The 12,706-nt window shown below is 70.7% G+C and carries 14 protein-coding genes; 1 reads left to right on the forward strand and 13 read right to left on the reverse strand.

Annotated elements, in window-relative coordinates:
* Nucleotides 1-5 precede the first annotated feature (5 nt).
* The 12 genes from I4I81_RS16785 to I4I81_RS16840 form a co-directional block, all read right to left on the reverse strand.
* Nucleotides 6-389, reverse strand: a complete 384-nt coding sequence (locus I4I81_RS16785; protein ID WP_218601374.1) for a F0F1 ATP synthase subunit epsilon — start codon at nucleotides 387-389, stop codon at nucleotides 6-8.
* A 6-nt stretch (nucleotides 390-395) separates the two neighbouring features.
* On the reverse strand, nucleotides 396-1,829 hold the full coding sequence (gene atpD / locus I4I81_RS16790; RefSeq protein WP_185721674.1) for a F0F1 ATP synthase subunit beta: 1,434 nt from the start codon (nucleotides 1,827-1,829) through the stop codon (nucleotides 396-398).
* 1 nt (nucleotide 1,830) lies between these two features.
* Entirely contained in the window at nucleotides 1,831-2,832 is a 1,002-nt protein-coding gene (locus I4I81_RS16795) for a F0F1 ATP synthase subunit gamma (RefSeq protein WP_218601375.1), read from the reverse strand.
* 11 nt (nucleotides 2,833-2,843) lie between these two features.
* Nucleotides 2,844-4,496: a F0F1 ATP synthase subunit alpha gene (atpA, locus tag I4I81_RS16800; protein ID WP_218601376.1), complete on the reverse strand. Its 1,653-nt coding sequence runs from the start codon at nucleotides 4,494-4,496 to the stop codon at nucleotides 2,844-2,846.
* Between the two features lie 34 nt (nucleotides 4,497-4,530).
* The gene (locus I4I81_RS16805) at nucleotides 4,531-5,364 is read right to left on the reverse strand and encodes a F0F1 ATP synthase subunit delta (RefSeq protein WP_218601377.1); all 834 of its coding nucleotides are present in this window, start codon (nucleotides 5,362-5,364) and stop codon (nucleotides 4,531-4,533) included.
* Nucleotides 5,364-5,936 (reverse strand): F0F1 ATP synthase subunit B, encoded by a 573-nt coding sequence (locus I4I81_RS16810; protein ID WP_218601378.1) that lies wholly within the window; start codon nucleotides 5,934-5,936, stop codon nucleotides 5,364-5,366. The genes I4I81_RS16805 and I4I81_RS16810 overlap by 1 nt, the downstream gene beginning before the upstream one ends.
* A gap of 70 nt (nucleotides 5,937-6,006) precedes the next feature.
* Nucleotides 6,007-6,264 (reverse strand): ATP synthase subunit C-like protein, encoded by a 258-nt coding sequence (locus I4I81_RS16815; protein WP_275967469.1) that lies wholly within the window; start codon nucleotides 6,262-6,264, stop codon nucleotides 6,007-6,009.
* A gap of 75 nt (nucleotides 6,265-6,339) precedes the next feature.
* Nucleotides 6,340-7,113, reverse strand: a complete 774-nt coding sequence (gene atpB / locus I4I81_RS16820; protein ID WP_218601379.1) for a F0F1 ATP synthase subunit A — start codon at nucleotides 7,111-7,113, stop codon at nucleotides 6,340-6,342.
* A gap of 210 nt (nucleotides 7,114-7,323) precedes the next feature.
* Nucleotides 7,324-7,866, reverse strand: coding sequence for a Cg1360 family ATP-synthase-associated protein (locus I4I81_RS16825; RefSeq protein WP_218601380.1), 543 nt, complete (start codon nucleotides 7,864-7,866; stop codon nucleotides 7,324-7,326).
* Nucleotides 7,863-8,999: an MraY family glycosyltransferase gene (locus tag I4I81_RS16830; protein ID WP_226363412.1), complete on the reverse strand. Its 1,137-nt coding sequence runs from the start codon at nucleotides 8,997-8,999 to the stop codon at nucleotides 7,863-7,865. The genes I4I81_RS16825 and I4I81_RS16830 overlap by 4 nt, the downstream gene beginning before the upstream one ends.
* 16 nt (nucleotides 9,000-9,015) lie before the next feature.
* Nucleotides 9,016-10,296, reverse strand: coding sequence for a serine hydroxymethyltransferase (gene glyA, locus I4I81_RS16835; protein WP_218601381.1), 1,281 nt, complete (start codon nucleotides 10,294-10,296; stop codon nucleotides 9,016-9,018).
* A 21-nt stretch (nucleotides 10,297-10,317) separates the two neighbouring features.
* Nucleotides 10,318-11,268 (reverse strand): NAD-dependent epimerase/dehydratase family protein, encoded by a 951-nt coding sequence (locus I4I81_RS16840; protein ID WP_218601382.1) that lies wholly within the window; start codon nucleotides 11,266-11,268, stop codon nucleotides 10,318-10,320.
* Nucleotides 11,269-11,377: 109 nt separating this feature from the next.
* Between I4I81_RS16840 and I4I81_RS16845 the strand changes: the two genes are divergently transcribed.
* Nucleotides 11,378-12,067: a TetR/AcrR family transcriptional regulator gene (locus tag I4I81_RS16845; RefSeq protein ID WP_218601383.1), complete on the forward strand. Its 690-nt coding sequence runs from the start codon at nucleotides 11,378-11,380 to the stop codon at nucleotides 12,065-12,067.
* On the opposite strand, the gene I4I81_RS16850 is transcribed toward I4I81_RS16845, so the two are convergent.
* Nucleotides 12,057-12,704: an L-threonylcarbamoyladenylate synthase gene (locus I4I81_RS16850; RefSeq protein WP_218601384.1), complete on the reverse strand. Its 648-nt coding sequence runs from the start codon at nucleotides 12,702-12,704 to the stop codon at nucleotides 12,057-12,059. The two genes, I4I81_RS16845 and I4I81_RS16850, sit on opposite strands and share 11 nt — an antisense overlap.
* Between the last annotated feature and the right edge of the window lie 2 nt (nucleotides 12,705-12,706).

Consider the following 12,706-nt stretch of genomic DNA (forward strand, 5'->3'; position numbering starts at 1 on the left):
GCCGGCTACTCGGACTCGCCGGCGGCCTGCAGCCGCGCGTTCGCCCAGGCCGCGTCGGCCGCACCCTCGGGATCCGAGGTGTCGGCCCGATCGCGTGCCGCACGGGCCCCCGCCACGTCGATCTCGTCGGCCAGCTCCGCGAACTCCGCCAGCACCGTGACGGTGTCGGCGGTGATCGAGAGGAAGCCGCCGCGCACCGCGAGCGTGGTGGACGAACCGTCGGTGCCGTCGACGCGCACGACCCCTGCGTCCTCCAGCTGCGCCAGCGTGGCCTGGTGGCCCGGCAGCACACCGATATCACCGACGGTGGTGCGCGCCTTGAGGAAGCTGGCCTGACCCGACCAGATCTTCCGCTCGACAGCGACCAGGTCGACCGTCATCTCCGCCATGTGCGATCAGCCCTCGAGCTTCTTCTTGTTCTTCTCCAGGTCCTCGATGCCACCGCAGAGGAAGAACGCCTGCTCGGGGTAGTCGTCGAACTCACCCTTGGCGATCTTGTCGAAGGCCTCGATGGTCTCCTTGAGGGGCACCGTCGAGCCCTTCTGCTGGGTGAACTGCTCGGCGACCAGGAGGTTCTGGGACAGGAAGCGCTCGATGCGCCGCGCCCGGCCCACGAGCTGCCGGTCCTCCTCGGAGAGCTCGTCGATACCGAGGATCGCGATGATGTCCTGCAGGTCCTGGTACTTCTGCAGGATCCGCTTGACCTCGTTGGCGACCCGGAAGTGCTCGTTGCCGACGTACTGCGGGTCGAGGATCCGCGAGGTGGACGTCAGCGGGTCGACCGCCGGGTAGATGCCCTTCTGCGAGATGGGGCGGGAGAGCTCCGTCGTCGCGTCCAGGTGGGCGAAGGTGGTGGCCGGCGCCGGGTCGGTGTAGTCGTCCGCGGGCACGTAGATCGCCTGCATCGAGGTGATCGAGCGGCCGCGCGTCGACGTGATGCGCTCCTGCAGCTCGCCCATCTCGTCGGCCAGGGTGGGCTGGTACCCCACCGCGGACGGCATGCGGCCGAGCAGCGTGGAGACCTCGGAACCCGCCTGCGTGAAGCGGAAGATGTTGTCGATGAACAGCAGCACGTCCTGGCTGAGCTCGTCGCGGAAGTACTCCGCCATCGTCAGCGCGGACAGGGCGACGCGCATACGCGTGCCCGGCGGCTCGTCCATCTGACCGAACACCAGCGCGGTGTTCTGGATGACGCCGGACTCGGTCATCTCCGTGATGAGGTCGTTGCCCTCACGGGTGCGCTCGCCGACACCGGCGAACACCGAGGTGCCACCGAAGTTCAGGGCGACGCGCTGGATCATCTCCTGGATCAGCACCGTCTTGCCGACGCCCGCGCCGCCGAACAGGCCGATCTTGCCGCCGACCACGTACGGGGTCATCAGGTCGAGGACCTTGATGCCGGTCTCCAGCATCTCGGTCTTGCCCTCGAGCTGGTCGAAGTTGGGCGCCTTGCGGTGGATGCCCCACAGGTCGCCGGTGATCTCCAGGTCGGGCTTGTCCAGGCACTCGCCGAGCGCGTTGAACACGTGCCCCTTGACCTGGTCGCCGACCGGCACCGAGATCGGGCGGCCGAGGTCGGTCACGGTCTGGCCACGGACCACGCCGTCGGTGGGCTGCATGGAGATCGTGCGGACGAGGTTGTCGCCGAGGTGCTGGGCGATCTCCAGCGTCAGCGTCTTCGCGAGGTCACCGAACTCGACCTCGACGGTCAGGGCGCTGTAGAGCGCCGGGACCTCGTTGCGCGGGAACTCGACGTCGACGACCGGGCCGGTGACCCGGACGACCCGGCCGGTCCTGGTGCCGGTGGGGGCGTCAGCGGTGGCGGTCATCTCAGCTCTCACTTCCTGTGCTCACGAGAGCGTCGGCGCCACCGACGATCTCACTGATCTCCTGGGTGATCTGGGCCTGACGGGCCTGGTTCGACTGCAACGTCAGGGTACGGATCAAATCGTTCGCGTTGTCGGTGGCGGCCTTCATGGCCCGCTGCCGGTTCGCCGACTCCGAGGCCGCCGACTCCAGCAGCGCGGCGAACAGCCGCGCGCCGATGTACTTCGGGAGCAGCGCGTCGAAGAGGACGTCGGCGCTGGGCTCGAACTCGTAGAGCGGCTGGAGCTCGCCCTTCGAGGCTGCGGCCTCCTCGCGACGCTCCTCGATCTCCCCGCCCGGCTGCGCGACGGTGTCGACCTCGTACTCGACCTCCATGGGCGCCATCCGCCGCGCCTGCGGCGTCTGGGTGACCATGTTCTTGAACTGCGTGTACACGAGGTGCAGCTCGTCGACGCCGCGGACGCCGTCCTCGCCGGGCTCGCGCTCGCCGTCAGCGCCGACGGTGTCGTCGGAGCCCGCCATGAACGACGCCACGAGGGTGCGCGCGGCCTCGGCCGCGTTCTCGTAGGCGGGCTGCTCGGAGAAGCCGGTCCAGGACTGCTCGACCGCACGCTTGCGGAACCGGTAGTAGTTCACGCCCTTGCGCCCGATGACGTAGAGCACCGGCTCCTTGCCCTGCTCGCGCAGGAGCGACTGCAGCTGCTCCGCCTCCTTGAGCACACCGGCGTTGTAGCCGCCGCACTGGCCGCGGTCACTGGTGACGACCAGCACCGCGGCCCGCTTGGGCTCCTCCCGCTCGACGAGCAGCGGGTGGTCGAGCGCCGAGTTGTTGGCCAGCTCGGTGAGGACGGCCGTCATCTGCTCGGCGTAGGGCTTGGACTCCTCGACCCGCGCGCGGGCCTTGACGATCCGGGAGGTCGCGATCAGCTCCATCGCGCGAGTGATCTTCTTGATGGACTGCGTCGACTTGATCCGCCGCCGCAGGACGCGAATCTGCGCTGCCATGCGTTACCCGCTCAGCTCTCGCCCGAGGGCTTCTTCTTGGTGACCTTGACCGACTCGCGGTCGACCTCGTCCTCGTCGAGCGCCTCGGCCTCCTTCTCCTTCGGCACCACCGACGAGCCGTCGGTGGCGGTGAAGTTCTCCTTGAAGGACTTCACCGCGGAGACGATGCGGTCGGACAGCTCGTCGGACATCTTCTTGACGTCGCGGATCTCGGCGAGGATGCCCTCCTCGTTGCGCCGCACGTGGTCGAGGAACTCCGACTCGAAGCGCTGGATGTCGGCCACCGGCACGGAGTCGAGGTGCCCCTTGGTGCCGAGGAAGATCGAGACGACCTGCTCCTCGACCGGCTGCGGCGCGTACTGACCCTGCTTGAGCAGCTCGACCAGGCGGCTGCCGCGACCCAGCGTGGCGGCCGAGGCGGCGTCGAGGTCGGAACCGAAGGCGGCGAACGCCTCCAGCTCGCGGTACTGGGAGAGGTCGAGACGAAGCGAGCCCGAGACCGTCTTCATGGCCTTGATCTGCGCGTCACCACCGACCCGGGAGACCGAGATGCCGACGTTGATGGCCGGCCGGACGCCCTGGTTGAACAGGTCGGACTCCAGGAAGACCTGGCCGTCGGTGATCGAGATGACGTTGGTCGGGATGTAGGCCGAGACGTCACCCGCCTTGGTCTCGATGATCGGGAGGCCGGTCATCGAGCCGGCGCCCTTCTCGTCGGACAGCTTGGCGCAGCGCTCCAGCAGGCGGGAGTGCAGGTAGAAGACGTCGCCGGGGTAGGCCTCGCGGCCCGGCGGGCGGCGCAGCAGCAGCGAGATGGCGCGGTAGGCCTCGGCCTGCTTGGACAGGTCGTCGAAGATGATGAGGACGTGCTTGCCCTCGTACATCCAGTGCTGGCCGATGGCCGAACCGGTGTAGGGCGCGAGCCACTTGAAGCCGGCCGGGTCGTTGGCGGGCGAGGCGACGATGGTCGTGTACTCCAGCGCGCCCGCCTCCTCCAGCGACGCCCGGATACCGGCGATCGTGGAGCCCTTCTGACCGATGGCGACGTAGATGCAGCGCACCTGCTGCTTCGGGTCGCCGGTGGCCCAGTTCTGCTTCTGGTTGATGATCGTGTCGACGCAGACGGCGGTCTTGCCCGTCTTGCGGTCGCCGATGATCAGCTGGCGCTGGCCGCGGCCGATCGGCGTCATGGCGTCGATCGCCTTGATGCCGGTCTGCAGCGGCTCGCTGACGCCCTGGCGGTCCATGACGCCCGCGGCCTGGAGCTCCAGCACGCGCTGGGTCTCCGCCTCGATGTCGCCGAGACCGTCGATCGGGTTGCCCAGGGGGTCGACGACCCGGCCCAGGAAGTTGTCGCCGACCGGCACCGAGAGGATGTTGCCGGTGCGCTTGACCGGCTGGCCCTCCTCGATCCCGGCGTAGTCGCCCAGGATGACCGCGCCGATCTCGCGCTGGTCGAGGTTCAGTGCGACACCCAGCACGCCGCCGTCGAACTCGAGGAGCTCGTTGGTCATCGCCGAGGGCAGGCCCTCGACGTGGGCGATGCCGTCACCGGTGTCGGATACGTGGCCCACCTCGTCGCGGGACGTACCGGTCTCCAGCGACGAGACGTAGCTGGAGATCGCGCTCCGGATCTCCTCCGGGGAGATCGTCAGCTCTGTCATGGCTGTCGTCTGTCCTTATCTGTAAGAAGGAATGTCAGCTCGGGAGGTGGCGTCCGGCGGCGGCGAGGCGGCCCGCGACGCTGCCGTCGATGACCTCTCCGCCGACCTCGACGACCAGACCACCGAGCAGGGATTCGTCCAGCTCGACCTGCAGCGACATCGGCCGCCCGTAGATGCGGGTGAGCGTGTCGGCGAGCTTGCGCTCCTGCTCGTCGCTCAGCGCGACGGCGGTGATGACCCGCGCGACGTACCGGTCGCGGCGGGCGGCGGCCAGCTCGGAGAGCTCTTCGGCCGCGATGTCGAGGTGCCGGCCGCGCGGGATACGGACGGTCTGGCGCAGCAGCGCGGCCGTGACCGGGGAGACCCGGTCGCGCCCGAGCACGGAGTCGAGCAGCGCGGTGCGCTTGTCCTCGGGCTGCGTGGCGTCGGCCAGCAGTGCGGTCAGCTCGGGCTCCCGGTCGAGGATCCGACCGAACCGGAACAGCTGGTCCTCGACCTCGTCGAGGCTGCCGTCCTTCTCCGCGACCGCGAGCGTGGCCCGGCGGGCCACGGTCTCCAGCGCCTCGACCAGGTCGAGGGACTGCGACCAGCGCGACCCGACGATGCCCGAGACGACGTCGAGGGTCCGCTCGCCGACCTTGCCGTCGAGCACCTGTCGGATCAGCCCGCTGCGGGCCTCCTGCGGTACCGACGGGTCGGCGAGGTGGGTGCGCAGCGGCTTCTGGGCCACCACCAGCCGGGTGACGGCGAACAGCTCGTCGCCGAGCGTCCCGAGGTCGGCCGCCGACGAGGAGTCGACGATGCCGTCGAGCCGCTCACCGGCCGTGGCCAGGGACTCCCGGCTCGCCGCCTGCAGGACGACCGCCATCAGCTCGCTCCGGTCGTCTGGGTCGGAGCGGTCTGCCGGGACTCCATGCCGTCGAGCTCGGCCAGGAAGGAGTCGACGGTGCCGCGGCGGGCCTCCGTGTCGGACAGCTCGCGGCCGATGAGACGGCCGGCCAGCTGGACCGACAGGCCACCGATCTCGCCGCGGAGCTGGCGCACGGCCTGCTCGCGGGCGGCCGCGATCTGCTCCTCGCCGCGCTGCTTGATGCGCGCGGCCTCTTCCTCGGCCTGGGCGCGCAGCTCGGTCTTGATCTGCGTGCCCTCGGCACGGGCGTCGTCGCGGATGCGCGCGGCCTCGGCGCGGAGCCCGGCGATCTGCTCCTCGTACTCGGCCTTGAGGCGCTGTGCCTGCTCCTGCGTCTCCTCGGCGCGCTTGAGCCCGCCTTCGATCGCGTCGGTCCGCTCCTCGTAGAGGGCCTCGAACCGCGGGACCGCGAACTTCCAGAGCACGAAGAGCAGGATCGCGAACGCGACGAGTCCGACGATCAGCTCACCGGGCAGCGGGAGAACCGGGAGCGGCTCCTCGGCGGCGAGGATCGAGATGTCCACCGTCATTCCTTCCATCAGGAGTGTTGGCCCGTGGAACACGGAGCCGCTGGGGTTGATCGTGCCGCGGGTCGGTCGATCAGGCGGCGGACGCGATGAAGAAGACGACCAGGCCGATCAGGGCGAGCAGCTCGACGAGGACGAACGTGGTCCACGCGATGCCCATCAGGGTGCCGCGGGCCTCCGGCTGGCGGGCCGTGCCGCTGATGACGGCGGACCAGATCATGCCCACGCCGATGGCCGCACCGATGGCGCTGGTGCCGTAACCGATGGCCGCGAGGCCCGGGTTGATGTTGACGGCCTCGGCGGCCTGGGCGAGGACGATGCTCGAGTTCACGTGCTGGTTCCTTTCGGTGGGTCCGCCGGGGAGCGGATCGTTCGTCGAAGCGCAGTCGGCCGTCGCGGCCGGGGATCAGTGTTCGGTGGAGACCGCTGCGCCGATGTAGACACCGGCGAGCAGGGCGAAGACGTAGGCCTGGATGGCCATGACCAGCACCTCGAGGAAGGTGAAGGCGATCGCCGCGATGAAGGCGAACGGTGCGGCGACGACGAGCGCACTGCCCGACGAGAGCAGGAACTCCCCGCCCACGACCGCCAGCACCAGGATCAGGTGACCGGCGAACATCGCCGCGAACACACGCAGGGCCAGCGAGAACGGCTGGAAGGCGAACTTCGTGAACAGTTCGATCACGATGATCAGCGGAGCCACGAACGGCGGGACCCCCGGAGGCAGGGCCGCGTGCTTGATGTAGCCGACGAAGCCGTGCTTCTTGAAGCCCGCGTAGTGGTAGGCCACGTAGACGAACAGCGCCAGCGCGATCGGGAAGCCGATGCGCGACATGGTGGGGAACTGGAAGAACGGGATGATCCCGAACAGGTTGTTCACCAGCACGAAGCTGAACAGCGCGAGGATCAGCGGGATGAAGGGCTTGAACTCCTTGCCACCGATCTGGTCCCGCGCCATGGTGTTGCGGGCCATGCCGTAGATGTACTCGGCGATGAACTGGCCCTTGCTCGGCACCATCGACATGCGTCGGGTGGCGACCGTGAAGTACACGCCCACGATGATCGCGGCGAGGACGGCCTGCACGATCGGCTTGGTGACCTCACCGAAGATCGGCGGGTAGATGAAGGTGCCGACGCCGGGCGGAGTGAACTCCTCGGCCGCCAGTACGAACTCGCCCAATGGGGATCCTTCCGGTGCTCCCGGCCCGCCTACCGTGGCCCAGGAGATCGCCTAGCCCGCACGATGTCGTCGCGGGCGCCTGGCGCGCACACGACGACTTGCGGCCGTCTGCGCCAGGTTTCGCTTACGTTGCGCACATTATCAGCCGGTTCCGAGGAGACGGACGGCCCCACCCTGCGTGCGACCAGGCCCTTCGGTCTTGCGAAACGATCACTCTTCGCGGTCGGGGTGCGACGGGAGCCCGACGGCCCGACCGTCCGCGTCCGGTTCCGCACCGGTCGTCGAGCCCGACATACCGGTCATCGATCCGCTGGTCGCGGGCACGTCGGGTACCACGTACATGGTGCGGAGCCGGTAACCCGCCCAGCCCTCGGCCGCGGTCGCCGCGATGAGGACCGCGAGCAGGCCGACTCCCAACGACACTCGGTGAACGCCGTCGACCGCCCCGATCGGGAACAGCACCGCCAGCAGGAAGATCATCTTGGTGAGCAGGCCACCGAATGAGGCGACCATCACAGCCTGGGGCTCGTGGGTCGCGGTACGCCGCATCAGCACCAGCGTGAACAGGGAGGACAGCACGCCCAACAGGGCTCCGACCAGCGCACTCACCGCTCCGGCCGCTCCAGCGGTCAGCCACGACGCCACGACCACGACGACCGTGGTGATGCTGGACACGATCACGACGTTGCGCAGCATCGCGCGGCCCAGGGCGAGGACCGTCTCCTCCTGCCCCTCAGGCAGCTTGCGGGTCATCGCATCCTCGCTCTCGGTACGGACGAGGCGAGCACGGCCACGACCAGGCCGACTCCCACCGCCCACAGGACCACGAACGGGTCGTCGATCAGCGCCAGCGCGACCGCGCCGAACGCCAGCACGCCCGCCCAGAGGTAGATCAGCAGCACCGCGCGGCGCTGGCTGTGCCCGATCTCCAGCAGCCGGTGGTGCAGGTGCATCTTGTCCGGTGCGAACGGGCTGCGTCCCGCCCGGGTCCGCCGGACGACGGCCATCAGCAGGTCGAGCACCGGGATGAACACCACCGCGGCCAGGACGATCAGCGGCGCGAACAGCGCCAGCAGGTCACCGCCGGTGGTGACGTCGGTGAGCCGCCCCGACGCCATCGTCGTGGCCGCGGCCAGCAGCAGGCCGATCAGCATCGACCCGGAGTCGCCCATGAAGATGCGCGCCGGGTTGAAGTTGTGCGGCAGGAACCCCAGGCACGCCCCCGCGAGCACGAACGCGATCAGCGCCGGGGTGAAGACGAAGGGGTCGTTGCCGTTGCGCAGCACCAGTCCCATCGTGAACAGGGCGGTGGCGCCCGCGGCGATGAGCCCGATGCCCGCGGCGAGGCCGTCGAGCCCGTCGACGAAGTTCATGGCGTTCACCAGCGCCACCGTGAGCAGCACCGTCAGCAGCACACCCTGCTCGCGGCCGAGCCCGACCTGCCCGCCGAGGAACACGTCCGGCAGCACGGTCCACTGCACGCCGAACAGCGTCATCACCCCGGCCGCCGTGGTCTGGCCGGCCAGCTTCGTGAGCGCGTCGAGCTCGTAGCGGTCGTCCAGCGCCCCGACCAGCACGAGGATCAGCGACGCCAGCACGACCCCGACCATCTCCTCGGAGTACGCGAACGCCAGGCGCATCGCCGGGAGCTGGTAGGCCATCGCGATCCCGGCCAGCACACCCGCCAGCATCGCGAGCCCGCCCCAGCGCGCCGTCGGCGTGACGTGCACGTCGCGGCCGCGCGGCCAGGCGACCGCGCCGACCTGCAGCGCGAGCACCCGCACCGGCCCGACCAGCAGGAACGTGACGACCGCCGCCGTCACTCCCGCGAGCAGGTACTCCTTGATCGGGAGGATCTGCGCCGGGAGTGCCTGGGCGAGCAGCACCGTGGGGAGGATCGCGTCAGGGGCGCGGGTAGGCGGGTGCCCGTGCCACGAGCGCACCCACGGCCTCGGCGACCGACGCCAGCTCGGCGTCGCCCGCGGACGTGCCGTGCTCGGCCTTCACCGCGCGGGCGAGCAGCGAGCCGACCTCGGCCATGTCGGACTCGTCCATCCCCTGCGTGGTGAGGCTCGGCGACCCGACGCGCACGCCCGACGGCTTGAGCGGCGGCGCCGGGTCGTAGGGGATCGCGTTCTTGTTGAGCGTGATGCGCGCGGCGTCGCAGCGGGTCTCGGCGTCGGCCCCGGTGACGCCGATCGGCCGCAGGTCGATCAGCGCGAGGTGCGTGTCGGTGCCGCCGGAGGTGGCGCGCATCCCCTCGGCCTCGAGGCTCTTCGCCAGCGCCTGGGCGTTGGCGACGACCTGGCGCGCGTAGGTCTGGTAGGCGGGCTGTGCCGCCTCCTTCATCGCGACGGCCTTCGCGGCGACCGCGTGCATCAGCGGCCCGCCCTGGGAGAACGGGAAGACGGCCTTGTCGAGCGCCTTCGCGTGCTCCGCCTTGGACAGGATCATGCCGCCGCGCGGGCCGCGCAGGACCTTGTGCGTGGTGGCGGAGACGACGTCGGCGTAGGGCACCGGCGACGGGATCGCCTGGCCCGCGACCAGCCCGATGAAGTGCGCCGCGTCGACCCACATGATCGCGCCGACCTCGTCGCAGATCTCGCGGAACGCCTTGAAGTCGATCAGCCGCGGGTACGCCGTGGCGCCCGCGATGATCATCTTGGGGCGGTGCTCGCGGGCCAGGTCGCGGACCTGGTCGTAGTCGATCTGCTCGGTGTCCTGGCGGACGGAGTAGCTGATGTTGTTGAACCACTTGCCGGAGAAGCTGACCTTCGAGCCGTGGGTGAGGTGCCCGCCCTGCTTGAGGTCCATCGCCAGCACGGTGTCGCCGGGCACGGTGAACGCGCCGTAGACGGCGAAGTTGGCCGACGCGCCGGAGTGCGGCTGCAGGTTCGCGTGCTCGGCGCCGAAGAGCTCCTTCGTGCGCGCGTTGCCGATCTCCTCGGCCTGGTCGACGACCTCGCAGCCGCCGTAGTACCGCTTGCCGGGGTACCCCTCGGCGTACTTGTTCGACAGCGTGGATCCCAGTGCCGCGAGCACCGCGGGGCTGGTGAGGTTCTCGCTCGCGATGAGCTGGAGCCCGCCGCGCAGGCGCTCCAGCTCGTCGAGCACCACTCCCGCGATCTCGGGGTCCTGCTGCTGCAGTGCGTCGAAGTCGGGGCCCCAGAACGGTGTCGTCACGGCGACCACGGTACCCGGCCGTCAGGCCGCGACCGTCGCCTGCTCCCGCCACCATGCGACGGTCGCGGCGAGGCCGTCGGCCAGCGGCGTGGGCGCGAGACCGAACGTGTCCTGCGCCACCGAGGAGTCGATGACGAACGGCTCCGCGAACTGGTACCGGACCTCGGCGAGCTCCCGCAGGAACGGCACCGCCAGCCCACCGAGGCGTACCGCGAACGCCGGCAGCACCTGCACCGGTCGCTCGGGGACGCCCGCGGTCCGCGCGATCCGGTCCAGCATCCCGTTCACCGACTGCGCGGGTCCGGTCGGGACGTGCCACGCCCGGCCCCACGCCCGCTCGTCGCCGGCGAGGGTCACCAGGGTGCGGGTCACGTCCTCGACGTAGGTCCAGGAGTGCGGCGCGTCCGGGTCGCCCTGCAGCAGGCGCGGTCGCTTGCCGTCGAGGAGCCGGCCGACGGCCTGCTCGGCCAGGTGGCCGGTGGTGCGCAGGCCGGGGCCGTAGAAGTCCGACGCGCGCGCCTCGGTCATCCGGATCCGCCCCGCCTCGTGCGCGGCCAGCGCGTCGGACCACATCCGGTTGCGGATCGCACCCTTGGTGCCGGGCGCCGAGCCCAGCGGGGTGTCCTCGGTCATCGGGGCGTCCACGGGGCCGTAGCCGTAGAGGCTCGACATGACCGTGAGGACCGCGCCGGAGCGCTCGGCCGCCGTCAGCAGGGCGGCGGCCAGCGGTGGCCAGTCGGTGGCCCAGCGGTGGTACGGCGGATTGGCGCAGTTGTAGAGCGCGTCGGCGCCCGCCGCCAGTTCGGCGAGCCGGTCGGCGTCGGATGCGTCCGCCGCGACCCGCTCGATGCCCTCCCCCACCGGTCCCGACCCGCTGCGGGAGACGATCCGGACGTCGTGGCCCTGACCGGCGAGGAGGCGGGCGACCCCGCTCCCGATCGTTCCGGCTCCGACGATCACGTGCTGCGACATGGGGTTCCCTTTCGATGCGTGAGCACTGCTCTCTGTTCGTCACACTGTTCACCACCTGCGGCCCGACTGTCAAGAGCAGTGCTCTCGTATCTGTGCGAGACTGCCCGGTGTGACCGCCACCGGAGCCCGTGCCCGCGTCCGCGCCGAGCTGACGCGCGAGATCACCGAGGTCGCCCGCAGGCACCTCGCCGTCGACGGCGCGAGCGCGCTGTCGCTACGGGCCGTCGCGCGCGAGCTGGGCATGGCGTCGTCGGCGGTCTACCGCTACTTCCCCAGCCGCGACGAGCTGCTGACGGCGCTGATCGTCGAGGCATACGACGCGCTGGGCAGCGCGGCCGAGCAGGCCGACGCGGCCGTTGCCCCCGACGACCTGCGCACCCGCTGGCACGCCGTCTGTCGCGCGTCGCGGGAGTGGGCGCAGGCCCATCCGCACGAGTACGCGCTGGTCTACGGCTCACCGGTGCCCGGCTACGCCGCCCCGGAGACGACGATCGGGCCTGCGGCGCGGGTGGGCGAGGTGTTGTGCACGATCGTCGCCCGCGGGGTCGCCTCGGGGGAGGTCGTGCCGGACGGGAGCGGCACCGGGGCGCTGCACCCCGGCCTCGCCGAGCTGATGGGCCTGCCGGGCGACTCCGCGCTGGCCGAGCGCGCGATCTCCGCCTGGACCGGCCTGTTCGGGCTGATCGGCTTCGAGCTGTTCGGGCACCTGCACAACGTGGTCGACGACCGCGCGGCCTTCTTCACCGACGCCGTCGACCGGATGGCCGACCAGATCGGCCTGCCGGGTCCTACGCGGTGAGGACCTCGCGGCCCAGCACCTCGGCCACGTCGGCCCGCGACACCGCTCCCTCGCGCAGGATCAGCGGGTCGTCGCCGGTCAGGTCGACGACGGTGGAGGCGACGGGCTCGCCGGAGTCGCCGCCGTCGAGATAGACGGCCGCGCTCCCCTTCAGCTGCTCCTCCGCGCCGGCCGCGGTGGCGGGGGCGGGCTGCCCGGAGATGTTGGCGCTCGAGACCGCCATCGGGCCGACGTCGCGCAGCAGTTCCAGCGCCACCGGGTGCAGCGGCATCCGCAGCATGACCGTGCCCTTGGTGGAGCCCAGGTCCCAGGACAGCGACGGGGCGTGCGGCAGGACCAGGGACAGCCCGCCGGGCCAGAACGCCTCGATCAGCTGCCGCGCCGTCCTCGGCACGCCGAGCACGAGTCCGTCGATCGTCGACCAGGAGCCGACGAGCACGGGCACCGGCATGTCGGGGCCGCGGTTCTTCGCCTTGAGCAGGGCGCGGACGGCGGTGGCGGAGAACGCGTCGCAGCCCAGGCCGTAGACGGTGTCGGTGGGCAGCACGACCAGGCGTCCGGCGCGGACCGCACGGGCCGCGGCGGCGAGGCCGTCGCGGCGGGCGTCGGCGTCCGCGCAGTCGTAGGTGGGAGGCACGG

The organism is Pseudonocardia abyssalis (genome assembly GCF_019263705.2).
Lineage (GTDB): Bacteria > Actinomycetota > Actinomycetes > Mycobacteriales > Pseudonocardiaceae > Pseudonocardia > Pseudonocardia abyssalis.